Source organism: Neorhizobium tomejilense (assembly GCF_964254135.1).
Taxonomy (GTDB): Bacteria; Pseudomonadota; Alphaproteobacteria; order Rhizobiales; family Rhizobiaceae; genus Neorhizobium; species Neorhizobium tomejilense.
In genome coordinates, this window is record NZ_CAXUSO020000001.1 from 1,692,313 (window position 1) to 1,717,242 (window position 24,930).

Here is a 24,930-nt window from a genome sequence, read left to right on the forward strand (position 1 = left end):
TCGAAGCCTTTGACGGAAAAGCCTGCCGCAGAACGGCAGGCTTTTTTGTTGGTGCATAACGCTTTCCGCTGTCCGGTTAGTCGGCGGCAAGCACGATCAGCATGTCGCTGTCCGAATAGGTGGTCACCTCGGACCGGGGCGGATTGACCACCACGCCGCCGAGATTCCTGAGGTCGGCGTCGCCTGGCCGCTGACGGCGGTGGCCGATGGCAATTTCGCCGCGGCGAAGGGCCGCGAGCGCCACCGTGAAGAAATTCACCGGCTTCGAGATGTCGACATAGTCGCTCATCGGCCGCATGTAGATCTCGGAGCCGGCCTCATCCAGAAGCTCGTTGAAGATTGCCGCCATGGATTCGTTTTCGGAGGCTTGAGCGAGCATCAGGCTGACCAGCTTGTTGCTGACGACGAAATCCTCGGCGCGGGTCACTTCTGCCAGTTCGCGATTGCGCACGTCGATCATCTCACTGACCACGCTGATATGCTTGCCGGCCTTTTCACCGATCTTGCGGAGCTGCAGCAGGGTGATCAGCGTGCGGGTGTCGGCCGATTGCGCCATCATGCTGTCGCTGTAACCGAGAACCAGGACGTGGTCATAGGACGGGATATCGAGTGCATCGAGTGCCGAACGGCTGCTGGTGTCGATCACCCGGTGATCGACGGCGAGCAGTGCCTTGTCGAGGTGAAGTGCGGCAATCTCGTCCTCGAATTCCGGCGTGTCTGCGGCGATCATCAGCCGCGAGCCGGGGGCCACGTAACGGACGAGTTCGGTCGCGATGATCGGGCCGCGGCGGTTCCAGCCGAGGATCAGCGTGCGTTCGGCAGTCTTGCCGCGTTTGACGATGGCCTTGATGGCATTCTTGTCGATGCCCATGTCGCCGGACCAGGTTTTGATCGAGTCGTCGTCCTCGGCGATGATGACCGCGCGATCGCCGGCGACAATCACCTGGTTCGGGTCCGGGTTGAGGCGGATTGCGCCGTCCTTGTCGCAGAGGCCGATCAGCGTGCTGTTCTCGTAAGCGAGCACCGCATTGCCGAAGGACTTTCCGACGAGGCCAGGCTGTTCGAGGGTATAGATCTCGCAGCCGTCGAAATCGAGCAGCTCGGAATAGACCGCGCTCAGGCCTGCCTGTCGGCTGGTATGAACGACGATGCGGGCGATCAGGTCGTCTGCGAGCACCAGCTGCATCTCGCCGCCGCCGACGATCCTTGCCACTTCGGCATTGTCGGCGTCGCGGATTTCCGCAGCGATCATGTATTTCTCGGGCCGCCGGTTGGGGTCGTTGACCAGTGCAAGCACCGTCTTGATCACCTGCGGGTCCGCGTCCTCACCTTCCGGTGACAGCACGATGATCGACCGCGACGTCTGAGGGTTGACGATGCCGAGATCGTAGAGATCGGTCGGATCACCGCTGCGGCAGATGATCTTGGTGTTCTTGCGATCGACGACCTTGGTGGCGATTTCGTCTTCCATCTCCACCTTGTCCTTGTTCGCCATGATGACGATGCGAGGATTGCGGCGGCTCTGGTTGGCGATGATGAGTTCCGAGATGACGTCGAAGATCGAGGGCGACCAGTTGAGGATGATCGTGTGCTCGGTTTCGAGTACCCGCGAGCGGCCCTTGCGCAGCTCGTCGAGCTTTTCCTCGAGGCCGGACGAGATGACGCCGATCAATGCCGAGAAGACGAAGATGCCCGCGAGCGTGACCAGCAGCATGATGATGCGGAAGCTCCAGCCCTGGTCGGCGCCCATGGTGCCGGCATCGAAGGTGCGCATCAGCGATTCCCACGTGCCTTCGATGAAGCCGAGCGATTCTGCGCCTTCCGGCGCGATGCCGGTTACGGCGAGTATCGCGCCGGCGATCATGATCACGATCAGCGATATCAGCGCCAGCCAGCCGATCAGCGCGATCGCGCCACCCGCCATGCTCTTGTCGAACCCATAGCGCAGTCGTGCGCCCCAGTTGTCCCGGCTTTTCATTCTGTGCCCCCGAAATATACCCTGGAGCACGAGATGGCAGGATTTGGTTGCGAAACAATTGAAGTGGCGGGGTCCGGCAGCACCGCTGTGCGGGAATGATCGAATAACAGTAAATTTAGTCTTCGTATTCCGGTGGCCGCTGGTAAAACATGCTGGAAGATCGGCGTTGCCCCCAGCCTGTCACATGGCTGTCAAGCAGGAATGCTTATCGTCCGCAGCTTATGTTCGAACAGGGACGCCCCGATGAAGAACCTTCTTTCCGCTTTCACCACCCTCGTGGCCTTCGGCATGATTGCCGGCGCCGCCGAGGCCGCCGATCTCGTGCTCTATACCAGCCAGCCGAACGAGGACGCGCAGGCGACCGTCGACGGTTTCAAGGCTGCCAATCCGGGGCTCGACGTGCAGTGGGTGCGTGACGGGACGCCGCAGATCATGGCCAAGCTCAATGCCGAGATCCAGGCCGGCAACCCGGCGGCCGACGTTCTCCTGATCGCCGACACGGTAACGCTCGAGCGTATGAAGCAGGCAGGCCAGCTGATGGCCTACAAGTCGCCGGAAGCCGCCAATTACGACAAGGCCCTCTATGACGCCGACGGCTTCTACCATTCGACCAAGCTGATCACCACCGGCATCATCTACAACACCCAGGCCGCGATGAAGCCGACCAGCTGGGCAGACCTTGCCAAGCCGGAAGCCAAGGGCCTCGTTACCATGCCGAGCCCGCTCGCCTCGGGTGCCGCCCTTATCCACGCGCAGACGCTCTCCGGCATCCCCGGCCTCGGCTGGGATTATTACAAGAACCTCAAGGCAAACGGCGCGGTTGCCGCCGGCGGCAACGGCGCGATCCTGAAGTCCGTCGCTTCCGGCGAGAAGGCCTACGGCTTCGTCGTCGATTACCTGCCGATCCGCGAAAAGGCGAAGGGCGCCCCCGTCGAGTTCGTCTTCCCGAAGGAAGGCGTGTCTGCGGTGACCGAGCCGGCAGCGATCCTTGCCTCCACCAAGCATGCGGACAATGCCAAGAAGTTCATCGACTACGTGCTCTCGCAGAAGGGCCAGGAAGGCTTCCTGAAGCTCGGCTACATCCCGGCCCGCAACGGCATGGCCGTACCGGCCGGCTTCCCGGCGCGCGAGACGATCAAGGTCCTGCCGATCAACGCTCCCGAGGCGCTCAAGAACTCCGAGAAGGACGTCAAGGGCTTCGCGGATATCTTCGGCATCAAAGGCTGATATAAGCGCCATATGACGCGACCTCAAAAACAGGGAAACAGCCAGCCACGCTGGCTGTCTCCTTTTGTCGTAACCGTGATCTTCTGCCTGAGCGTGCTGCCGCTCGGTCGGCTTGCCGCGACCGGAATCATGTCCGCCTTTCGCGGCGGGGCGAGCGAACTTCTGTCCGACCCGGGCCTGTGGCGGTCGGTCTACGATACGCTGTCCACCTCCTTCTTCGGCATGATCGCAGCCGTCGTTCTGGGCGGCGGCTTCGCGCTGCTGCTGACGTTGTTTGACATCCGGGGCAAGGCTCTCCTCGGTTTCCTCTTCATGCTGCCGACGATGATCCCGCCGCAGGTGACGGCGCTTGCCTGGATCGGTATGACCGGGCCTTCGAGCGCGCTCCTGAAAGCGATCGGGCTGGCGCCGCCGCTCGGGTCGCCGCAGCCGCTCTATTCGATCGGAGGCATCGCGCTGCTCTACGGCGTACAGAATGCGGCCCTCGTCTACCTGTCGCTCCGTGCCGGGCTGCTTGCGCTACCGCGCGACGCGGTGGAGGCGGCGAGGCTTTCCGGCGCATCGTCCTTTCAGGTGCTGAAGGATGTCATCCTGCCTTTGTCGCTGCCGGGTCTCGCGGCGGGCGCGGCGATTGCCTTCGTTTCCTGCGTCGGCAATTTCGGCATTCCGGCAATCCTCGGCATTCCAGCCGGAATCTATACGCTGCCGACTCTCATCTATTCGAAATTCGCGGCTTTCGGTCCTCGCACGTTCGCAGACATCTCGGTCCTGTCCGGCCTGATTGCGATCCTGTCGGTGATCGGGCTGATGGTCGAGGCACGGGTATTGCGCGGCCGCGATTATCGCGTCATCGGCCTGTCGGGGCAGGTTGCGGTGTTTCGGCTCGGCGCCTGGCGCTGGTTTGCCGAACTCTTGCTCTGGCTGACGATCTTCCTGATACTTGCCATGCCGCTCGTCGCTCTCGTCGCAAGCTCGCTGGCGCCTGCCTACGGCGTGCCACTCAGCCCGGCGACCGTCACCATCAAGGCCTATGAGGAAATCCTCCTGCGCCAGGCCGCAACCCGCACCGCATTTGCCAATTCCCTCTCGCTGTCGCTTGCCACCGCCTTCGGTCTCCTGGTGGTGACGGTGCTGACCGGCTATTTCCTGGTGCGCAGCAAGAGCCGCTTTGTGGGCCTCATTTCGGCGCTCGCGGAGATCCCCTATGCGCTGCCGGGCATCGTGCTGGCCGTCGCCTTCATTCTGCTGTTCGCGGCGCCCATTCCGGTGATCGGCATCTCGATCTACGGGACGATCTGGATCATCCTGATCGCCTATTTCTCGAGTTTCTTCGCCGTCAGCCTGAAGCCCGTGGTCAGTGCCTTCCGCCAGCTCGATCCTTCGCTCGAGGAGGCGGCGCGGCTTTCTGGAGCAGGGTTCGCGCGCCGGCTCGTCGATATTCTCGTGCCCCTGGTGGCACCGGCCGCAGGCGCCTCGGTGATCCTGGTGTTCCTGATCGCCTGCAACGAGCTGACAGTCTCGGCGCTCCTCTGGTCGGCTGGCACCCAGACCCTTGGCGTGCTGATCTACAATCTCGATGACAGCGGCAGCTTCAACATCGCGGCTGCACTCTCCGTCCTCGTGGTCGTCATGGTGATCGCGATGATGGTGGTGCTGGAACTGATGGCGAAACGACTGCCGAAAGGTGTGGTACCGTGGCGAAGCTGATCCTCAACCGTCTCTCCAAGACGTTCGACACCGGCGGGCGCGCGGCCGTCAACGACGTGTCGCTGACGGTACGCGAAGGTGGCTTCCTGGCGCTGCTTGGGCCTTCCGGCTGCGGCAAGACGACGGTGCTCAGGATGATCGCCGGTTTCGAACAGCCGAGCGACGGCTCCATCCTGCTCGGCGAGCGCGTTCTGGCGGACGCAGCCGAGATGGTGTCGCCCGAACATCGCAACATGGCGATGGTCTTCCAGTCCTATGCGCTCTGGCCGCATATGAGCGTCGCGGAAAATGTCGGCTACCCTTTGAAGGTGCGCGGCGTTTCCGGCGAGAAACGTGCACGCAAGGTGAGGGAGGCGCTTGCCGCCGTCCGCCTCGAGGTCTACGCGGACCGCCGTCCGGCGGATCTTTCCGGCGGCCAGCGGCAGCGCGTGGCACTCGCCCGCTGCCTTGTCACCGAGCCGGATGTCGTGCTGCTCGACGAGCCGCTCGCCAATCTCGACCGGCACCTGCGCCAGGAGATGGAAGAGACGTTCCGCGAGTTCCATGCCCGATCCGGTGCGACGATGATCTATGTCACCCATGACCAGGCGGAAGCGATGGCGCTTGCGACCGACGTCGCCGTGATGTCCGAGGGCCGGCTGCTGCAGGTGGCGACGCCGGAGGAAATCTATGCGCGGCCGGAGGGCCGGTTGGTCGGCGGCCTCGTGGGGCAGGGGGCGATCCTCTCGCTACCGTCACCGTTCGGTGACCGGCGGCTTTTCGACTGGTCCGCCATGCAGGATATCCTCGCCGGGCCGGCACAGGAGCCGCGTGCTGACATCCTCGTCCGTCCGCAGGACGTCGAAATCGCGGCGGAAGGACAGGTGGCCACCGTCCTCTCGGTGCTGTTCGAGGGCGAGCGTTACGCGCTGCGTCTCGCTCTGCCGGACGGACAGGCATTGCGCGCTTTCAGCCGCCAGCCGGTCAAGGTCGGCGATCGCCTGTCGATCGTGATCCGCGCGGCCTGGAGATTGTAGCCAGGCGTTGCCGTGGTTATGGTGTTCGCCAGGAAAAGGAATCCCTCTCATGTCGCTGCGTCTCGGCACCTTCAATATTGAAAACCTGATGACGCGCTTCGATTTCTCCGGCTGGCGCAATCAGCTCCGGCAGGACCGGGTGCTTCGGCTCTACGACGTGCAGGACAAGGCGGTCTACCAGCAGCTCGAGCAGGCCCGGATGATCGCCGAGACCGACGACACGCGGCAGCTTTCAGCGCTGGCGATCGCGGACGCCGACGCCGACATCCTCTGCCTGCAGGAGGTCGACAGCATGCCCGCCCTGCAAGCCTTCGAATACGGGTATCTCTACCGCATGGTCGGCAACGGCTATCGCCAGAAATATCTGGTCGAGGGCAATGATTCGCGCGGCATCGACGTTGCCGTACTGATGCGCGAGGAGACCCGCAGCGGCGAGAAGATCGAGGTGCGGGATGTGCGCAGCCACGCCATGCTGACCTATCAGGACCTCGGCCTCTTCAACGACGAGCTGGCGCTCAGCAACCAGGCCCATGACAAGATCTTCAAGCGCGACTGCCTCGAACTGGAGCTGACGATCGGGTCCAAGCCGTTCTCGCTGTTCGTCGTGCATTTCAAATCCATGGGCAATGCCCGCGACGGCCAGGATGGCCGCACCGGCACGATGGCGATCCGTGTGGCGGAGGCGAAAGCGGTGCGCCAGATCGTCGAACGCCGTTTCGGCAAGGGCCGAACGGCGGACAAGAATTTTGCCATCTGCGGTGACATGAACGATTATCAGGAAAAGGTGCAGGTGATCGGCACCCGCCGCGAAGGATACCGGTTCGAACCGCGGCGCGAAGAGGCAAGTGCGCTGAACGTCTTCACCGACGACGGCTTCGTGGTGAACCCGACTACGCGTCGGGATGTAATGGATCGCTGGACGCTTTATCATGCGCGCGGGCCGGAGGAGCAGCACCTCTGCCAGCTCGATTACATCTGGCTGTCGCCGGCGCTCGCCGAGCACAATGCCAACAGCGTGCCGGAAATCATCCGCGGCGGCCAACCCTATCGCACCGTCTTTCCGCCGGGACAGGAAGTGGAACGGTTTCCGCGCATCGGCTGGGATCGGCCGAAGGCATCGGACCACTGCCCCGTCGTGATGTCGCTGGAGATTCGATGACCATCCAGACGATTAGCGGCTGGCCGCCTGAAAATACCGTCTTCGAGGTCGAGGCTTTCGATCTTTCGGTGCTGCCCGGAGCACATCCCGTCTATGTCGCGCACCGGGACGAGATCGAGGAGAACTGGGCGGGGGAAGCGGCGGCCAATCCGCATCTCTTCAACGGCCAGATGGTGCTGCAGAACAGACTTTCGTTCCGCGATGGCGTGATTATCGGCGAGGCGCATGTCATCCCCTATTCGACGCTCTTATGGTGGCGGAGACAGCCTGATCCGACCGGCGCCTTTCACCTCTTCGGCTTCGCCGTGCCCGTCTCGTCCGATGGGGCGATCATCGCCGTCCGGATGAGCGAAAGGACCGCAAATCCCGGCCAGGTCTATTGCGCTGCCGGTTCGCTCGATCTTCTGGACATCGTCGACGGCAAGCTGGATCTCGAGGCCAATATGCGCCGTGAAGTGCGGGAAGAAACCGGCCTCGATCTCGCCGATGCGAAGGCCGACCGGCGGCTCTTCGCCTGCTACGGCGGACACCGGGTCGTCGGCTTCCGCTTCTATCGCTTCGACCTTACGGCGCAGGAGATGCTGGCGCGCATTGCCGACCATATGGTCCATGACGAGGAAAAGGAGATTGCCGGAGCCGTGGCGATCCGCTCGGCCGATCGCGGCGCGCATCCCTACAGCCCTTTGATGTTCCCGATTCTCGACCTGTTTTTCGGTCATTCGAAGGGCTGAACAGGGTTGCTTTGAGCCGACCGGTCGGGCAGTTTGGCGCCATCGAAACACGGGGAGGTGTGGTTGGCCCGTCGCTACAGCATCTATGACGTCTTCACCGACAGACGACTCGCCGGCAATCCGCTGGCGGTGATTCTCGACGGAGACGACCTTGCCGACGACAAAATGCAGGCGATCGCAAGGGAGATGAATCTCTCCGAGACGGTGTTCGTCCAGTCTTCCGCGAATGCAGCCTATGCAGCCCGTCTGCGCATCTTCACGCCGGGCCGGGAATTGCCTTTTGCGGGGCATCCGACGATCGGAACGGCCGTGGCGCTCGCCGAACTCAATCATAGGTCGGGGCACGGCGCCGGACAGCCCGACATGGATCTTGTCTGCGTGCTGGAGGAAAATGTCGGCCCGGTGCGCTGCGCCGTACGGCTTCGGGCCGGCGAGGCCGGATTTGCCGAATTCGACCTGCCGAGAAAGCCGGTGCAGATCGAGCTTCCGCTCGACCGGCAGGGGCTTGCCGATGCGCTGAGCGCCAAATCGACGGATATCGGTTTCGAGAACCATGTCGCCTCCATCTGGAGCGCCGGCGTGCCCTTCCTGATGATTCCGCTGCACAATCTGGCGACGGTGCAGAACCTCGAATTCGACACCGCATTGTGGGAAAAGTCAGCGCCGTTCGTCGAGGGCGCGCTTGCATCGGCATACGTCTATTGCCGCAGCGGCGTGAACCATCAGGCAAAATTCCACGCCCGGATGTTCTCGCCGGACATGGGGATTTCCGAGGATCCGGCCACGGGCGCTGCCGTTGCCGCACTCTCCGGCGCGATCCGACATTTCGATGCGCTCCCGGACGGCCATCACCCGGTGCTGGTAGAGCAGGGGGTGGAGATGGGGCGTCCGTCCCTGATCCATCTGCATATCGACGTGAAGGAGGGAGAGATCGCCAGGGCCCGCATCGGCGGCCAGGCGATCAAGGTTGCGGAAGGCACGCTCTATCTTTGAATTTCTTCGCTTGTCGATGATTGCGATATTGTGACGCAGTAAGACTTTGAAATTTTTCGTTTTTGCGTCGCTATTGAGCTGCGGAGAGGCTTCCATCAGGCACAAAATCAGACCAGATGGATTTTTTGCCCGGTCAGGCGAATAATTTTCACCGAGCCGCTGGACAAGCCGAAAGATCCCCTTTATACGCCCCTCACACCGCTGGCGAGCACGCCTCGCACAGATGGTTCTTGGGTGATTAGCTCAGTTGGTAGAGCAGCTGACTCTTAATCAGCGGGTCGTAGGTTCGAGCCCTACATCACCCACCACTATTTCCTTGGCCAATATGGCCTCCAGCGATTTTCAGATTTTTTGTCTGATATTTCATCCGACTTTTCCGACCGAAAAAGTCGGATGGCGGACGCTCGACCCATTCGCGTTCGATCAGGATATCACCAACGCCAGTCATTGCCGATACTGCGAAGGTCCCTATATCACAATTCCGCTTCTGTTCGCCGACGGAGACGTGGCAGCTCGTGATTTTTGCCATTACTGCCGGCAGTCGGCGTGGCGCGGTCGCCGAACGCGTCTGCAATCACCGGCCCAACAATTCTTGAATGGCTCCATGGCAAGGCTGAAAGAAATCGTCATTGATTGCGACGTTCCCTCGCGTGTCGCCCGGTTCTGGGCGGAGGCACTCGATGGCTTCGAGGTGATGCCTTACGACGACGAGGAATTGGCCCGCCTTGCCGCTCTCGGATTGACACCCGACACCGACCCTACCGTGATGGTCGAAGGTCCGGGAACCCGCCTTTGCTTCCAACTTCGCCAAGGGGAACGCCCCGCCCGCAACCGACTTCATCTCGATATCGCCACCCCCGATAGGGCGAGCGAAGTGCAACGCCTTTTGTCCCTCGGCGCGACTTTCGTCCGGGAGGCGGATGGATATACGGTCTTGAACGACCTCGAAGGCAACAATTTCTGCGTAGTATCCGAATAGTCCGCCTTGGGGCGGGAACTCCGGCGCCTGATCGGCATTTGGTCTGCAAGACGAAATGGGAGCGCGGTCATGAAGCCAATCCTTTTGCTTTTGGGCAGCCTTGTCCTGCTCGTTCTGGTGTTCCTGAGCGGCGTGATCATCACCGCGAACGTGATCGCCGAACCCGAACCCCATAAGTTCGCCAATGTGGATACGCCGGACCTGTGGACCTCAAAACCGAAGGCCGTGGACACCGCCGGCCAGGAATATAAGCGCCTGCCCACCGCGACGCCTCCGGCTTCGGTTGCAGCCGACACGCGGGAAACGCCCGCCGTCCAGCAGACCGCCGCGGGGGTAGTCGTCGACAATACAGTGACCGGGTCCATCAATCCGCAGCAGCCGGCCTCGGTGCCGCAGCCGCAGGCCACCTTGCCGCAGCCGCAGGAAGAGCGCAAAGCCATGGTCGATCCCGCGCAGGCGGACTGGTGCTTCGCGCGATACAGGTCCTATCGCATCGAAGACAACAGCTACCAGCCCTTGAGCGGCGGCCCCCGTCGGCAGTGCCGGGCGCCAGGCGCAGCAGCGACCGGAGCTGTTGCCGCCGCACCGGTGCCTGACCAGCCGCAACCCCCGCCGATGCAGGACGAATTGCAGCCGCTTCCGGAGAGACCGGCTGCCCGCGCCAACCAGCGAGCCGAGGACGGTGCGGCGGGCTATGCACAGTCGCAGGCGATCGATGCCGACGTTCCGGCCGGATCCCATGAGGAATGGTGTTTTGCCCGTTACCGGTCCTACCAGGTCGAGGACAACAGCTATCAGCCCTTCGCCGGCGGTCGGCGCCGCCAATGCCAATCGCCTTTCGGCTGATCACCAGCTCAGGCGGCGCGTTGGACGAGGTTCTTCGCCATCATCATATGCACGCCCTTGCAGCCGTTGACGGTCTGAGTGATGCGCAGGTCGCCGGCGAGGCTGCAGAGCGTATAGGCATCTTCCCGCGACAGGCCGCCTTTTTCGCCAAGCAGCACGATCATGTCGCGCAGCGCCATGACGGCGCATTGGTCGAGGTCCGGATCCATGCCCATGGTGATGTAATGCGTCGGCGTTTCAGCCCGTGGATAGACGAAATCGAGATCGTCGCGCACGGTAAGCCGGAAGGTGCCGCGCAGTGCCGTCTCGATCGCGGTGATGCAGACCTCGCCGTCTCCCTGCGCACCATGACCGTCCCCACAGGAAAACAGCGCGCCCTCGTTGAAGATCGGCAGATAGAGTGTGGTGCCGGCAACCAGTTCCTTGTTGTCGATATTGCCCGCGTGCGAACGCGGCATGATCGAGGTGATGCGGCCCCAGTTTGGCGGCGGAGCGACGCCCATGACCCCGAAGAAGGGCGCCAGCGGCAGGTCGAGACCCCAGGGCAGGCGGCCGACATTCCTCTGCTTGTCGAGCGGGATGGTGATCATCCGCGGCGTCTCGAAATCATAAGGGAGCGTGCCGGCAAGCGGGCGGATGACGTTATAACCCCAGTCCTGGCGCAGCTCGACATCGAGGATCTTAACCTCCAGCACCTGGCCGGCCCTGGCGCCGCGCACGGCGACAGGCCCGGTCAGGATATGGCCCTGCATGATCGGCCGGCAGTGTTCGTGAATTTCGAGATGTTCGGGAAGGATGGTGAACCCTTCCCTGGGCAGAACTTCCGCAGGGCCGGAGACCGTGTCGATCACCACGGTATCGCCGCTGTCGATCGTCAGCACCGGCTCGCGGGCGGCGTCGAAATACCCCCAGGCGCAGGTTTTGGAGGAGGCGGAGACGTGATGTTTCATGGCCGGGCTCGCTTGTCTGATCCGGGGAGAGACTAGCCGATTTTACTTTGCACGCCAGTCCGCAAATCGAGCCCGGCTTCCTCTCCACGCTTTGGCGCATGAGCCATTCTCGAACCCTTCTCGCTCACATCGTTCCGGCGGTTTCCGGCCTCGTCGCTGCGATACGGCGTTCGGTCTGGCGCAGGCAGAGCGCCAGGATTAGGCCGAGGCCCGTTGCTGCGGCGATGTAGAACGGCGCGCCCTGCCAGCCGGATGCCGCAACGATCGAGGCGAGCAGCATCGGTCCGAAGACCTGGCCGATATTGGACCCCTGCATGACGAAGCCGCTGAACGTTCCAACAAGGTCGCGGCGCGGCGCATAGACGGGCAGCGAGCCCATGATGGTCGCCGGCAGGACACCGCCCGACACCGCGTAGAGCACCGAGGCTCCGTAGCGCATCCAGAGCGGAAAATCATGGCCGAAAACGACGAAGGCGGTCAGCGTCAGCATCACGCAGGGTCCGGCGATCAGCACCCAGCGCGGCGCGCCCCAGCGGGCGAAGACGCCGCCGACCACGTTGCCGACGCCGTTCGCGAGCACCGCGAGCGCGGTCATGATGGACGCAGCCGTCAGGCCTGTTCCCATTTCCTCGATCAGCAGTGTCGGCAGGAAACCGAAGACGGACATGAAGCTGGCGCTGTAAGCGGCAAAAATACCCGACAGTATCCAGGACATTGGTCGGGAGGCTGTGAGGCTGACGGCCGTCAGCAGCGAGGTTGTCGGATGTCCCGTAGCCCGCGGTTTCGGCACCTTCATCGTCAGCAGCGCGACCATCGGGACGACGCTCAGCATGGCAGCGAAAATCCACGAACCCTGCCAGCCGAAGCTCGGCAGCAGGAAGGGCGAGATCATCATCATCACCGCGACGCCGACCGGCATCCAGATACCCCAGAGCGCAAAGGCAAGGCCGATGTCGCGTAGCTCGACCGAAGCAGCAATCAGGCCGGGCGCGGCGACCGAGACCATGATGAGGCCGACGCTTTCGAGCACGCGGCTGGCGAAGATCACGGTTTCCGACTGGGTGAGGGCGCCGATCAGGCTGCCGGCGATCAGCAGGGCAAGACCGAGGATCATGGCGCGGCGATGGGTCAGGTAATCGGTGAAACGGCCGATCAGGATGCCGCAGGCGGCGCCGAGGGCGCTTGAAAGCCCCATCAGCCAGCCGGCGGCCACGAGGTCGATGCCGAGCTCGGAGCGCAGCAGCGGGATGGCGGGCGGCACCTTGCCCACATGCAGGGCAGCGGCGATACCTGCCAGAACAGCGATTGTGACATGTCCCCAACGAGTCATGCGGTCGGTATTCCATTCATCGAACAAACGTCCGGGCGCTTTATCATCCCCGTACGTTCCGAGGCATAAATTCCTTCGCGGAGGGCATGATTTCTCGGCTTGCGCAGCGGACGATGAAAGGGCTCGCCTTCTCGGGCGACGCCTCGCCGGGACGGTGATACTCAGTCGCAAGACGCCGGCCGCCTGTCAGGCCGCCGCCGCATCATAAGTAAAGCCTAACTCGCCTTGCGCATCTGCTCGCGGCTTTCCTCGACCTTGAGGTTCTGAACCAGCTTGGCAAGCCAATCGACGAAGACCCGTACCTTGTTCGAGAGGTGGCGGGTCTGCGGATAGACGATGTAGAGGGGCAGGGATCCGCAGCGCCAGTCGGAGAGCACTTCGACAAGTTCGCCCTTCTCCACCGCCTCCCTGACCATGAAGCGCGGCGATTGCACGATGCCCATGCCGGATATGGCCGCGTTCACATAGGTCCGGGCATCGTTGACGGAGACCACGTAACGGGGTGTGATTTCCACGTTTTCGTGGTCGCGATGGAATTCCATGGATCTCACCCGGCCGGACTGGGCACTCAGGTAGCCGACGGCCAAATGGTCTTCCTGCAGGTCCTGCGGGCGTTCGGGCGCCCCGAATTTGTGGATGTAGAGCGGCGCCGCATAGGCGGACATGCTGATCTCGCCGACCTTGCGGGCAATCAGCGACTGGTCGGTCGGGGTGCCGGCGCGCAGCGCGCAATCGACGTTTTCGGCGATATAATCGACCAGCCGGTCGCCGACGCCGATATCGAGCCTGATCTGCGGAAACCGCGTATGGAAATCGCATAAATTCGGAATGACCAGCAGATCGGCAAAGGCGCCGGCCATTTCCACCCGCAGCCGCCCGGACGGCTGCCTCTGCGAATTCGAGATGCTGCCGTCGAGCTCGTCGAGCTCCGAGATGATCTGCATCGCCCGCTCGTAATAGAGCGCGCCGTCGGTCGTCACCATCACCTTGCGGGTCGTCCGGTTGAGCAGCGTCGTGCGCAGATGGCTCTCGAGGCTCTGGACGAGATTGGTCACCGTCGTTTTGGGCATATTGAGGGTCGCCGCAGCCCGGGTAAAATTACCGGTTTCCACGACGCGAACGAATACGCGCATTGCCGAAAGCTGATCCATTGTGCTGATTCCTGCTGCGCCGCAACATTGTTCCGAAATATGGAATAGTGTTGTCGAATGCCGTGAGCTTGTGTGTTTGCACCCGAATAATAATATCAGGTTCAAGATTGACGGCAAGTACCCCGCTTTTACTAGGGGTTTGTCGGAGGAATTTTCAATGACCGCGCAGTGGGAAAACATCGCATTTGACAAGTCGGCCATGCCGGCTGTCCCGATGCGTGTCTATGAAGGAGCCGCCAAGGCCAAGGCTCCGCCGCTGGTTCTATATCTGCGAGGCGGGGCGTTTCTCAATGAGCCGCGCGGCGAAAACGAACGTCCAGTTGCAAAGGCACTTGCTGAATCCGGGGCCGTGGTACTTGAGGCTGATTACAGCAGCGTCTCGCAGAACATGTTTCCGCAGGCGATGGAATGCGCTTTTGCGGCGCTTCAGTGCATGGCCGGCCGGCGCAAGCAGTTCGGCAGCGCGAAGTCCCTGCTTTTCGTCGCAGGTGACGAGGCTGGCGGCAATGTCGCGGCCGGCGTGGCGCTGAAGGCGCGCGATCTGATGCCGGGCGAACTGAGCGGCCAGATCCTGCTGTCGCCGATGATCGACCCGATGATGACGACGCAATCTTTCCGCAAAGCGGACGAGATCGGCATGGGCGAACGCTGGGCCGAGGGCTGGAGCCATTATCTCGGCTCCCATTGCGGGTTCCAGCATCCCTATGCGGCACCCTGCCTCTGTTCGCGACTTTCGGGTGTCGCGCCGGCTCTCATCGTGACATCGGAAGACGATCCGTTGCGCGATGAAACGCTTGGTTATGCGGCTCGCCTGAGTGAGGCCGGCGTTTCGGTCAGGCGGAAGATTTTCCCGGCCAGCAGTGGCTGGACGGGCATTTACAGAGAAGGCGACGGCGAGTGGATGACAGCGCTTTGTGCCGAATTCACGGGCTTCGCCAAAGAGTTAAGTTAGTAGCATGATTTATTTTGAAGGCAAATAACGGCCCATTCCCAAGGCCGTAAGGAGACTACCAATGACCTCGAAGATCAAAAGCTGGGCCCTGTGGGGCACTGGACTGAGCACGGCTGCACTGATTGCCGGTGCTTCGGTTTATCTCGATCTGCCGCAGGGCGCCCATGCCGCGCCTGCGACGGCTGCTGCTGCTCCGGCCGTCCCCGTGACGGTCGCCACCGTCGAGCCGCGCAACGTTTCCACCTGGCAGGAATTTTCCGGCCGGTTTGAAGCTGTCGACCGCGTCCAGATCCGGCCGCGCGTCACCGGCGCCATCCAGTCGGTGCATTTCCGCGAAGGCGGACTGGTGAAGCAGGGCGACCTGCTCGTCAGCATCGATCCGGAGCCCTACCAGGCGGCGGTCGCTCAGGCCGAAGGCCAGGTGGCCTCGGCGCAGGCGAGGGTGGAACTTGCCAACACAGAACTGGAGCGTGGCAAGAACCTCGTCTCCAAGAGCACCATCTCCCAGAGCGATCTCGCCCAGCGCCAGAGCGCTCAGAGTGAGGCGCTGGCCAATCTCCAGTCCGCCAAGGCGGCGTTGAAGACGGCACAGCTCAATCTCGACTATACCGAGATCCGGGCACCGATCGCCGGCCGGGTCGGCAAGTTGGAAATCACCGTCGGCAACCTGGTAGCGGCAGGTTCCGCCTCCGCCCCGCTGACGACGCTGGTTTCCTCCGATCCGATCTATGCGAGCTTCGACGCCGGTGAAGAACTGGTGTCCAGCACGCTCGCCGATCTTCCGCTCGTCGACGGCGTACCGGCGATCGAACAGGTGCCGGTCGAGGTGAGCACGCTCGCTACCAACGGCACGCCGATCCGCGGCAAGCTGCAGTTGATCGACAACGAGGTGAATGCCTCGAGCGGCACGATCCGTGTGCGCGCCGTCTTCGACAATCCGGGCGGCAAGCTGATCCCGGGCCAGTTCGTGCGGGTCCGGATGGGCCAGCCGAAGGCGCAGGATCACCTGATGGTCAGCGAAAAGGCCGTCGGCACCGATCAGGACAAGAAGTTCGTCTTCGTGGTCGATGCGGCCAATACCGTTGCGTACCGGCAGGTGGAGCTGGGCACGGCGGTCGATGGCATGCGGATCGTCGAGAAGGGCCTCAATCCGGGCGACCGGATCGTCGTCAACGGCCTGCAGCGTATTCGTCCGGGCGCGGTTGTCCAGCCCCAGGAAGAGGCGAAAGTCGCCAACAAGTAATGCTCTGAGCGGCGGTTAATCCGCCGCTCTCCAACACTCATCCAGTTCCGGTTCGTGGAGCTTGCGGCCTTGTTGGCCGCGAGCCGGGGGCCGTTTCGCCTCTTGTTCAACCCCGGAGAGAGGGCTTTGACATGAATATTTCCAGGTTTTTCATCGACAGACCGGTCTTTGCGGCCGTGCTGTCGATCCTCATCGTGGTCGCGGGCCTGATCGGCATGCGGTCCTTGCCGATTTCCGAATATCCGGAAGTCGTGCCGCCGTCGATCGTCGTGCGTGCCACTTATCCAGGCGCCAACCCGACCGTCATCGCCGAGACCGTCGCAACACCGCTCGAGGAGCAGGTGAACGGCGTCGAGGACATGCTCTACATGTCGAGCCAGGCGACGTCTGACGGCGTGCTGACGCTCACCGTCACCTTCAAGCTGGGCACCGACCCAGACAAGGCGCAGCAGCTGGTGCAGAACCGCGTCAGCCAGGCGGAACCGCGCCTGCCGGCGGAAGTGCGTGCCCTCGGTGTCACGACCGTCAAGAGCTCGCCCGACTTCATCATGGTCGTCAATCTCGTCTCCGACCGTTATGACATCACCTACCTGCGCAACTATGCGACGCTGAACGTCAAGGACAGGCTCACCCGCATTCAGGGTGTCGGCCAGGTTCAGGTGTTCGGCGCCGGCGACTATTCGATGCGCGTCTGGATCGACCCGCAGAAGGCGGCCGAACATTCGCTTGCCGCAAGCGATATCTCGAACGCGATCCGTAGCCAAAACGTCCAGGCGGCCGCCGGCATTATCGGCGCATCGCCCAGCCGACCGGGTGTCGACCTGCAGCTTAACGTGAACGCCCAGGGGCGCCTGCGCACCCCGGAGGAGTTCGGCAACATCATCGTCAAGAGCGGCGAAAACGGCGAGATCACGCGGTTGCGCGACGTCGCCCGTATCGAACTCGGCGCGGCGGATTATACCCTGCGCTCGCTGCTTGACGGCCAGCCGGCCGTCGCCGTCGCCGTTCTTCAGGCGCCCGGTTCCAATGCAATCGAAATCGCCGATAACGTCCGTTCGACGATGGACGAACTCCAGAAGGTGATGCCGGAAGGTGTCAAATACGAGATCGTCTACGACACGACCAAGTTCGTGCGCGCTTCGATCGAGAAAGTCATCGAGACCTTGCTTGAAGCGATCGCGCTCGTCGTGCTCGTGGTCATCCTCTTCCTGCAGACCTGGCGGGCGTCGATCATCCCGCTGATTGCCGTTCCCGTCTCGATCATCGGCACGTTTGCGGTCATGTATGCCTTCGGATTCTCGATCAACGCGCTGACGCTGTTCGGGTTGGTGCTGGCGATCGGTATCGTCGTCGACGACGCGATCGTGGTGGTCGAAAACGTCGAGCGCAATATCGAGAACGGCCTAAGTCCGCGTGATGCGACCTACAAGGCCATGAAGGAAGTCTCCGGCCCGATCATTGCGATCGCGCTCGTGCTGGTCGCGGTCTTCGTGCCGCTCGCCTTCATCAGCGGCCTGTCCGGTCAGTTCTACCGGCAGTTCGCGCTGACGATCGCCATTTCGACCGTCATCTCGGCGATCAACTCGCTCACCCTGTCGCCGGCGCTGGCAGCCCTTCTGCTGAAGGACCATCACGCAAAGAAGGACTGGCTGACGCGATTCATGGACGCGATCCTGGGCTGGTTCTTCCGCGGCTTCAACCGCGCATTCGGGGCCGCCTCGAACGGCTACGGACGCACGGTCGGCGGGCTGCTTTCCCGCAAGAGCCTGGTGATGATCATCTACTTCGCGCTTGTGGCGATGACCTACAGCATGTTCAACGCGGTGCCGGGCGGTTTCGTGCCGGCGCAGGACAAGCAGTACCTGATCGGTTTCGCTCAGCTTCCGGACGGCGCAACCCTCGACCGTACGGAAGAGGTGATCAAGCGGATGAGCGACATCGCCCTGGAACAGCCCGGCGTCGAACACGCCATCGCGTTCCCGGGTCTGTCGATCAACGGCTTCACGATCGGCTCGAACGCCGGCATCGTCTTCGCGGTGCTCGACGATTTCGAGAAGCGCGAGACGCCGGAGCTTTCGGGTGGCGCCATCGCCATGGCGCTGAACCAGAAATACTCTGGCATCCAGGATGCGTTCATCGCCATGTTCCCGCCGCCGCCGGTCAACGGCCTCGGTCAGACGGGCGGTTTCAAGCTGCAGATCGAGGATCGTGCCGGCCTGGGCAACCAGGCTCTGGACGAGGCGGCCAAGGCGGTCATCGCCAAGGCCTACCAGGCGCCAGAACTCGCCGGCATCTTCTCGAGCTTCCAGATCAACGTGCCGCAGCTCTACGCCGATCTCGACCGCGCCAAGGCCGAGCAGCTTGGAGTGTCGGTGACCGACGTCTTCGAAACGCTGCAGGTCTATCTGGGCTCGCTCTATGTCAACGACTTCAACGCCTTTGGCCGCACCTACAGCGTCCGGGTTCAGGCGGATGCGCAATTCCGCGCCAAGCCGGAAGATATCGGCCAGTTGAAGGTTCGTTCGCAGTCCGGCCAGATGATCCCGCTTTCGGCCCTCCTGAAGGTGGACGCGCAGACCGGTCCGGAACGCACGACGCGCTACAACGGCTTCCTCTCCGCCGATGTCAACGGCGGTCCGGCACCGGGCTTCTCGTCAGGCCAGGCTCAGGCCGCGATCGAAAAGATCGTCGCGGAGACGTTGCCTTCCGGGATCGACTACGAATGGACGGACCTGACCTACCAGCAGATCCTCGCCGGCAATTCCAGCATCGTGGTCTTTCCGCTGGCGCTGCTGCTCGTCTATCTCGTGCTCGCAGCCCAGTATGAAAGCCTGACGCTGCCGATCGCGATCATCATGATCGTGCCGATGGGTGTGCTTGCAGCCTTGAGCGGCGTCTGGCTCACCGGTGGAGACAACAACATCTTCACCCAGATCGGGCTCGTGGTCCTTGTGGGTCTCTCGGCGAAGAACGCGATCCTGATCGTGGAATTCGCCCGAGAACTGGAGTTCCAGGGCAGGACGCCGTTCCAGGCGGCGGTCGAGGCAAGCCGGCTGCGTCTGCGTCCGATCCTGATGACGTCCATGGCCTTCATCATGGGTGTCGTGCCGCTGGTCGTCTCGACCGGTGCGGGTGCTGAAATGCGCTCCGCCATGGGTATCGCGGTGTTCTCCGGCATGATCGGGGTGACGTTCTTCGGCATCTTCATGACACCGGTCTTCTACATGCTGGCACGTTTGCTTACCGGCAGCCGCCCTCTGCGGCAGCACGGTACGGAGGAGGCGGCTCCCGCTCTCTCTCCAGCGGAGTAAGGTCTACCTCCGGCGCCGCGCGGGTTCTTTCCACCGGGAACCCGCGCGGTATTTTTATGTCTAGAGGGCACCGCCGTCGACAATGATCGTCTGGGCCGTCATGGCGGCGGAGGCATTCGAGGCGAGGAACAGGCAGGGGCCGACAAGGTCTTCAGCCACCAGCACCCGCTTCAGGGACTGGCGCGCGACCATCGCCGTGATGCTGTCGTCATTCAGCCAGAGTTTCTTCTGCCGCTCGGTGACGATCATGCCCGGCAGGATGGCGTTGACGCGGATGTTTTCCGGCCCGAGCTTTCCAGCGAGGCTCTTGGTCAGGCCGATGATCCCCGCCTTGGCTGTCGCATAGGCGGGCAGCCCGCCCATGTTGAGCAGGTAGGCGATCGAGGAGAAATTGACGATCGCACCGCTGCCGGCCTTGCGCAGGTGCGGGACCGCCGCCTGCGAGACGAAGAACATCTGCTTGATGTTGATCGCCTGGGCGTTGTCCCAATATTCCTCGGTGACCGTCTCGAATTCGTGGCGGTCGTCCCAGCCGGCATTGTTGACCAGCACCGACAGCGACCCGAGTTCTTGCGCAGCCCTGTCGACGGCGGCTTTCGTTTCCGCGACGTTGCGCAGATCAGCCTTCAGGTAGAGGACCGGATGCCGGGCGGTCCTGGAAACACGTTCCACCAGTTCGCGGCTCGCCTCGTCGGCGATGTCGATGAATGCGACCTTGGCGCCCTGTGCCGCAAAACCTTCCACCAGGGCGGCGCCGATGCCGGAACCGCCACCGGTGATCAGCACGCCGCGATCTGCCAGGTCCGCATGCCGTACAGAAATATTGGCCAAAACACCCTCCTTGTCCGGCTTGGTCGCCAAGTTCTATCGCTTCGATGCGGGAAGACAAGGATGCACGACAAACTCTCGCCATCTGGGCGCGCAATGGTCTCGCGATGACCATTGCGACAGGAATAGCCGTCGGCGTCGGGTTGGGCACGGTGCTCGGGACAGCCGTTTTCGACAATATCGGCATCGGTGTTGCCGTGGGCATCGCGATCGGCGTCGCCCTGTCTCAATTCCTGCGTTCGCGATCGAAATAGCCCGAACGAGATTGCGGTTCCTTGCCGGCAATTGCCTTTCGACATCATTGCATTTACTCGGAATGCGGCTGTTCCGGCCATATCCCCGAGTCGGAATCCGACGCTAAAGGAACTTTCCGTGCCTCTTCCCGCCGCCGACCTCTCCCTTCCCGAAAAGAGCTATGCTGCTTTCCTGTTCGACATGGACGGCACGATCCTGAATTCGATCGCATCCGCCGAACGCGTCTGGGGACGCTGGGCGGCGAAGATGGGTTTCGACGTGGAGGCATTCCTGCCGACCATGCATGGCAAGCGGGGGATCGACACGATCAGCGCACTGAACCTGCCGGGCGTCGATCCGGTCGCTGAGGCCGAGGGCATCCTGCGCGGCGAGATCGAGGATGTCGAAGGGGTCGTGCCGATCCCCGGCGCGGTGGAATTCCTCTCCGCGCTGCCTCCGGAGCGCTGGGCGATCGTCACGTCGTCGCCGATCGAGCTCGCCAAGGTCCGGCTTGCCGCGGCCGGCATTCCGCAGCCGCGCTACATGGTGACTGCTGAAGACGTCACCGTCGGCAAGCCCAATCCGCAAGGTTATATCCTCGGTGCGGAACGGCTCGGCGTCAGCCCGTCGGACGTGCTGGTATTCGAGGACGTGCCTGCCGGCATCCAGGCGGGCGAGGCGGCCGGAGCCGACGTCATGGTCATCACCGCCACTCATTCCCATAGGATCGAAACCGGGCATTCGAAAATACCCGGCTATCTCGACGTGGTGCCGCATATCGGCGAGGACGGACGGCTTTCGGTCCGCCGCAAGGACTGAGTGTCAGGCGGGCTGGGCCGACGCCCGCATGATGCTGATGGTTGCGAGCCAGAGCACGACGCCGAGGCCGAGCAGGCAGGCGGCGATCAGATACTGAACCGGATCCCGTCCGGTCCATGGGCCGGCGAGGAAGGCACAGGAGATCGCACCGAGTACCGGCAGGATGGTCGGGGTGCGAAAATGCTTGTGCTCGACGGTGTCCTTGCGCAGCACCAGCACCGCGACGTTGACGATCGCAAAGACGCAGAGAAGCAGCAGCGCCGTGGTGCCGCCGAGCGCCGGAACGCCGCCGGCAAACAGGATCAGCGCGACCGCCAGCAGCGACGTGAAACCGATCGCGATATAGGGCGTGCGACGGCCCGGATGGACCTTGCCGAGCACCTGCGGCAGAACCCCTTCGCGGCTCATGCCGTAGATCAGGCGGCTCGCCATCATCATGTTGATCAGCGCGGAATTGGCGACCGCGAACATGGTGATGACCGCGAAGATGCCGATCGGAAAGCCGGGGGCACCGGCCAGCACGACCTTCAGCAGCGGCGTTTCGCCCTGTCCGAGTTCATTGGCCGGTACCAGCGTGATCGCCGAGATCGCCACCAGGACGTAGATCAGGCCGGTTACCGCCAGGCCGGTCAGCAGCACCTTGGGGAACATCCGGCTCGGCTCCTTGCACTCCTCGGCCATGTTGACCGAGTCCTCGAAGCCGACCATGGCGAAAAAGGCGAGGGTGGTGGCCGCGATCACCGGCCAGAAGACGCCGCCATCGTTGGGCGCCGCAAAGGTCCAGGCGCGGGAAACGTCACCCTGGCCGCCAGCGATCGCCCAGAAGCCGATGCCGATGATGATCAGCAGGCCGGTCAGTTCGACCACGGTCAGCAGCACGTTCATCTTGACGCTTTCCCCGACGCCCCGAAAATTGATGGCGGCAACCAGGGCGATGAAACCGACCGCGATCAGCGGTACGCCCCAGGCCCCGAGATCGAGACTGAGCGAGGTCGCGAAGTTCGAGGCGAAGGCACGTGATGCGGTCGCCGCCGAGGTAATGCCCGACGACATCACCGCAAAGGCCACCAGGAAGGTGACGAAGTGGATGCCGAAGGCCTTGTGGGTATAGAGTGCGGCACCGGCCGCGCGCGGATATTTGGTGACCAGTTCGAGATAGCTGAAGGCGGTGAGGAGGGCGACGACGAAGGCGATCAGAAAGGGCAGCCAGACTACACCTCCGACCTGCTTGGCCACCTGGCCGGTCAGGGCATAGATGCCCGTCCCGAGAATATCCCCGACGATGAACAGCAGCAGCAATCCGGGTCCCATCACCCGGTGGAGTTCCGTCTTCTGTTCGCCCAATTCAGCGGCCGGCTTTTTCATAAACTCCTCCTGATGTTATCGATTCCCTCCGGGAGATTGTTCAATGGGAACAAACGCCGGTTGTTCCAGAAAAAATATAGAGGTTTCAGGCCGTTCCGTCTCCAGGCCGAAAACCCAATTTAAAAATTCTCGTTGAAATCTTGCACTCGGTGCAAATATCTCTTAAATGTGACGATGTAGGCGCTGCACTGCACAATTCTGCGGCCGGTATGGGTATTTTTCTTGAACGGAGGTTCCGATGCCTTGGAATTGCCATGCGGGCTGTCAAGGTCGGCGGAATACTCGATTGCATTTTCAAACCGGTGAGTCTCTGACCATGACAGCAGATGCCGCATTCTCCGATTTCCTGCATTTCTTCCGTTCGTGGATCAGCAACCCATTGCGGGTTGCGGCGGTGGCGCCTTCGGGGGATTCGCTCGCGCGGCTGATGACCCAGGAGATCGCTCCCCTCGACGGTCCGGTCATCGAACTCGGTCCGGGCACCGGCGTGTTCACCCGTGCGCTGCTGGCCCGCGGCGTTGCCCAATCCGACCTTACCCTGATCGAATACGGTCCGGAATTCGTTCCCGGCCTGCAGCGGCGGTTTCCGGAAGCGCGGGTTCTGCAGATGGACGCGGCAAAGCTTGCCCATGAAGATATTTTCGAGGGCGAACCGGTCGGCGCGGTCATCAGCGGCCTGCCGCTGCTCTCCATGTCTCCTCGCAAGATTACCGCGATCCTCGGCGGTGCCTTTACCTATATCCGTCCGGGCGGTTCCTTCTATCAGTTCACCTACGGCCCGCGCTGCCCCGTGCCGCGGCCGATCCTCGACCGGCTGGGCCTGAAGGCCGTGCATATCGGCCACACCGTGCGCAACCTGCCGCCGGCTGCCGTCTACCGGATTTCCCGCCGCAAACCGCTGGACCTGACGCGGGAGCGTTCCAGATATCGTGGCGAGGCAGAGGCCGGTCCGGTCCACAATGCCGACGAAGCGGGCGGCTGAACAAAATCGGATGCAATGACCAGGACGACTGATGGCGCCAAGGAAGGCCGGCGGGAAGTCAAGCGCCGGCAGACCCGCGAACGCATCGAGGAAGCGGCGATGAGCCTGTTCCTCGAGCGCGGTTTCGACGCCACGACGATCGAGGAAATTGCCGAACGCGCCGAGGTCTCGAAACGCAGTTTCTTCGACTATTTTCCGTCCAAGGAAGAGGTCGTGTTCGCCTGGCAGGACGGTTTTGCCGACCATCTAATGGCGGCGATCGCGTCCAGGCCAGCGGACGAGCCGGCGGTAAAGGCCGTGCAGCACGGCCTCGTCAGCGCCATCGTCTCGGCGGCCGACGAAAGAGCGATGGCGCTCGGAGAACTGATCCGGCGCACGCCGGCGCTGAAGGCCCGCGACCAGCTCAAATATGCCAAGCTCGAGCTGAAGCTCACGGAAGCGCTGAAGGCTCGCAGCCGGAGCGACGAGGAGCGGCTGCGCGTGCGCCTGCTCGCCGCTGTGGTCATAGGCGCCTTGCGGGCGGCCGGGGAACTCTGGAACGAACAGCCGCCGGGCACCTCGCTCGAAACCTTCGCGCACCAGTTCTTCGGCGATTTCTGGAAGACGCTGGCCGATTTCGGCAACGAGGGGCAGGGGCGCTGATTAGATCACGCTGAGCGTCGCCGCGGCGAGCACCACGTAGCGCAGCGCCTTGCCGATGAACACCAGGATCAGGAAGGTCGGCAGCGGTTCCTTGAGCACGCCGGCCGCAACCGTGATCGCGTCACCGCCGATCGGCAGCCAGCTCAGCAACAGCGACCATTTTCCGTATTTCTGGTACCAGGCCTGCGCCTTGTCCAGCTTGTCCTCGCTGACCGGAAACCAGCGGCTGTCGCGAAACCGCTCGACGCCCCGCCCGAGCAGCCAGTTGACTGCAGCGCCCGCCGTATTGCCGACCGAAGCAACCAGCAGCAAACCGACGAGCGAATACCGGTCGGCCAGGATAAGCCCGACCAGAATCGCTTCCGACTGCATCGGAAAGATCGTGGCGGCGATGAAGGCGGCGGAGAACAGGCCTGCATAGGCGGCGAAATCGAACATGATGGAGCTATAGCCGAGCCGAATGAAAAAGGGCGGATGAAAATCCGCC

General features: G+C 62.7%; 21 protein-coding genes, 1 tRNA gene and 2 pseudogenes. 17 read left to right on the top strand and 7 right to left on the bottom strand.

Annotation, left to right across the window (positions count from 1 at the left end; all coding sequences use genetic code 11):
- Positions 1-76: 76 nt before the first annotated feature.
- Positions 77-1,978, bottom strand: a complete 1,902-nt coding sequence (locus tag ACSQ3G_RS08760) for a CASTOR/POLLUX-related putative ion channel (RefSeq protein WP_436109737.1) — start codon at positions 1,976-1,978, stop codon at positions 77-79.
- A 243-nt stretch (positions 1,979-2,221) separates the two neighbouring features.
- On the opposite strand from ACSQ3G_RS08760, the gene ACSQ3G_RS08765 reads away from it, so the two are divergent.
- From ACSQ3G_RS08765 to ACSQ3G_RS08810, 10 genes and pseudogenes are all read left to right on the top strand, one after another.
- Positions 2,222-3,205, top strand: a complete 984-nt coding sequence (locus tag ACSQ3G_RS08765) for an ABC transporter substrate-binding protein (RefSeq protein WP_436109738.1) — start codon at positions 2,222-2,224, stop codon at positions 3,203-3,205.
- Positions 3,206-3,217: 12 nt separating this feature from the next.
- On the top strand, positions 3,218-4,912 hold the full coding sequence (locus ACSQ3G_RS08770) for an ABC transporter permease (RefSeq protein ID WP_436109739.1): 1,695 nt from the start codon (positions 3,218-3,220) through the stop codon (positions 4,910-4,912).
- Complete coding sequence (locus ACSQ3G_RS08775) at positions 4,900-5,928, top strand: ABC transporter ATP-binding protein (RefSeq protein ID WP_436109740.1); 1,029 nt, start codon at positions 4,900-4,902, stop codon at positions 5,926-5,928. The genes ACSQ3G_RS08770 and ACSQ3G_RS08775 overlap by 13 nt, the downstream gene beginning before the upstream one ends.
- Before the next feature lie 49 nt (positions 5,929-5,977).
- Positions 5,978-7,087, top strand: coding sequence for an endonuclease/exonuclease/phosphatase family protein (locus tag ACSQ3G_RS08780; RefSeq protein ID WP_436109741.1), 1,110 nt, complete (start codon positions 5,978-5,980; stop codon positions 7,085-7,087).
- Positions 7,084-7,818, top strand: a complete 735-nt coding sequence (locus tag ACSQ3G_RS08785; RefSeq protein ID WP_436109742.1) for an NUDIX hydrolase — start codon at positions 7,084-7,086, stop codon at positions 7,816-7,818. Before ACSQ3G_RS08780 ends, ACSQ3G_RS08785 begins: the two co-directional genes overlap by 4 nt.
- A gap of 63 nt (positions 7,819-7,881) precedes the next feature.
- Positions 7,882-8,811, top strand: coding sequence for a PhzF family phenazine biosynthesis protein (locus ACSQ3G_RS08790; RefSeq protein WP_436109743.1), 930 nt, complete (start codon positions 7,882-7,884; stop codon positions 8,809-8,811).
- A gap of 232 nt (positions 8,812-9,043) precedes the next feature.
- Positions 9,044-9,119 (top strand) — tRNA-Lys (locus tag ACSQ3G_RS08795).
- A 296-nt stretch (positions 9,120-9,415) separates the two neighbouring features.
- A complete protein-coding gene (locus tag ACSQ3G_RS08800) occupies positions 9,416-9,790 on the top strand; it encodes a VOC family protein (protein WP_436109744.1) in 375 nt (124 codons plus the stop codon).
- A 462-nt stretch (positions 9,791-10,252) separates the two neighbouring features.
- A pseudogene (locus ACSQ3G_RS08805) lies at positions 10,253-10,336 on the top strand (BA14K family protein); the annotation flags it as partial.
- A gap of 204 nt (positions 10,337-10,540) precedes the next feature.
- A pseudogene (locus ACSQ3G_RS08810) lies at positions 10,541-10,636 on the top strand (BA14K family protein); the annotation flags it as partial.
- 8 nt (positions 10,637-10,644) lie between these two features.
- Here ACSQ3G_RS08810 and ACSQ3G_RS08815 read toward each other — a convergent pair.
- From ACSQ3G_RS08815 to ACSQ3G_RS08825, 3 genes are all read right to left on the bottom strand, one after another.
- Positions 10,645-11,586: an acetamidase/formamidase family protein gene (locus ACSQ3G_RS08815; protein ID WP_436109745.1), complete on the bottom strand. Its 942-nt coding sequence runs from the start codon at positions 11,584-11,586 to the stop codon at positions 10,645-10,647.
- 124 nt (positions 11,587-11,710) lie between these two features.
- Entirely contained in the window at positions 11,711-12,916 is a 1,206-nt protein-coding gene (locus ACSQ3G_RS08820; protein WP_436109746.1) for an MFS transporter, read from the bottom strand.
- Between the two features lie 215 nt (positions 12,917-13,131).
- Positions 13,132-14,067, bottom strand: a complete 936-nt coding sequence (locus ACSQ3G_RS08825; RefSeq protein WP_436109747.1) for a LysR family transcriptional regulator — start codon at positions 14,065-14,067, stop codon at positions 13,132-13,134.
- A gap of 157 nt (positions 14,068-14,224) precedes the next feature.
- Here ACSQ3G_RS08825 and ACSQ3G_RS08830 point away from each other — a divergent pair, with 157 nt between their 5' ends.
- The 3 genes from ACSQ3G_RS08830 to ACSQ3G_RS08840 all read left to right on the top strand — a co-directional run bounded on the left by ACSQ3G_RS08830 (position 14,225) and on the right by ACSQ3G_RS08840 (position 19,573).
- Positions 14,225-15,019 carry an alpha/beta hydrolase fold domain-containing protein gene (locus ACSQ3G_RS08830; RefSeq protein WP_436111690.1) on the top strand — a complete coding sequence of 265 codons (795 nt, stop codon included), beginning with the start codon at positions 14,225-14,227 and terminating at the stop codon, positions 15,017-15,019.
- A 61-nt stretch (positions 15,020-15,080) separates the two neighbouring features.
- Positions 15,081-16,262: an efflux RND transporter periplasmic adaptor subunit gene (locus ACSQ3G_RS08835; protein ID WP_436109748.1), complete on the top strand. Its 1,182-nt coding sequence runs from the start codon at positions 15,081-15,083 to the stop codon at positions 16,260-16,262.
- A gap of 131 nt (positions 16,263-16,393) precedes the next feature.
- Positions 16,394-19,573, top strand: coding sequence for an efflux RND transporter permease subunit (locus ACSQ3G_RS08840; protein WP_105403477.1), 3,180 nt, complete (start codon positions 16,394-16,396; stop codon positions 19,571-19,573).
- 60 nt (positions 19,574-19,633) lie between these two features.
- On the opposite strand, the gene ACSQ3G_RS08845 is transcribed toward ACSQ3G_RS08840, so the two are convergent.
- The gene (locus tag ACSQ3G_RS08845) at positions 19,634-20,404 is read right to left on the bottom strand and encodes an SDR family NAD(P)-dependent oxidoreductase (RefSeq protein ID WP_436109749.1); all 771 of its coding nucleotides are present in this window, start codon (positions 20,402-20,404) and stop codon (positions 19,634-19,636) included.
- 104 nt (positions 20,405-20,508) lie between these two features.
- Between ACSQ3G_RS08845 and ACSQ3G_RS08850 the strand changes: the two genes are divergently transcribed.
- Entirely contained in the window at positions 20,509-20,655 is a 147-nt protein-coding gene (locus tag ACSQ3G_RS08850; RefSeq protein ID WP_172717028.1) for a glycine zipper domain-containing protein, read from the top strand.
- 118 nt (positions 20,656-20,773) lie between these two features.
- On the top strand, positions 20,774-21,454 hold the full coding sequence (locus ACSQ3G_RS08855; RefSeq protein ID WP_436109750.1) for an HAD family hydrolase: 681 nt from the start codon (positions 20,774-20,776) through the stop codon (positions 21,452-21,454).
- Between the two features lie 3 nt (positions 21,455-21,457).
- Here the strand turns inward: ACSQ3G_RS08855 and ACSQ3G_RS08860 are convergent, their stop codons facing one another.
- On the bottom strand, positions 21,458-22,819 hold the full coding sequence (locus ACSQ3G_RS08860; protein ID WP_436109751.1) for an APC family permease: 1,362 nt from the start codon (positions 22,817-22,819) through the stop codon (positions 21,458-21,460).
- 316 nt (positions 22,820-23,135) lie between these two features.
- Here ACSQ3G_RS08860 and ACSQ3G_RS08865 point away from each other — a divergent pair, with 316 nt between their 5' ends.
- A complete protein-coding gene (locus tag ACSQ3G_RS08865; protein WP_436109752.1) occupies positions 23,136-23,801 on the top strand; it encodes a class I SAM-dependent methyltransferase in 666 nt (221 codons plus the stop codon).
- A 15-nt stretch (positions 23,802-23,816) separates the two neighbouring features.
- Positions 23,817-24,443, top strand: a complete 627-nt coding sequence (locus ACSQ3G_RS08870) for a TetR family transcriptional regulator (protein ID WP_436109753.1) — start codon at positions 23,817-23,819, stop codon at positions 24,441-24,443.
- Here the strand turns inward: ACSQ3G_RS08870 and ACSQ3G_RS08875 are convergent, their stop codons facing one another.
- A complete protein-coding gene (locus tag ACSQ3G_RS08875) occupies positions 24,444-24,881 on the bottom strand; it encodes a YqaA family protein (RefSeq protein ID WP_105416039.1) in 438 nt (145 codons plus the stop codon).
- Positions 24,882-24,930: the final 49 nt, after the last annotated feature.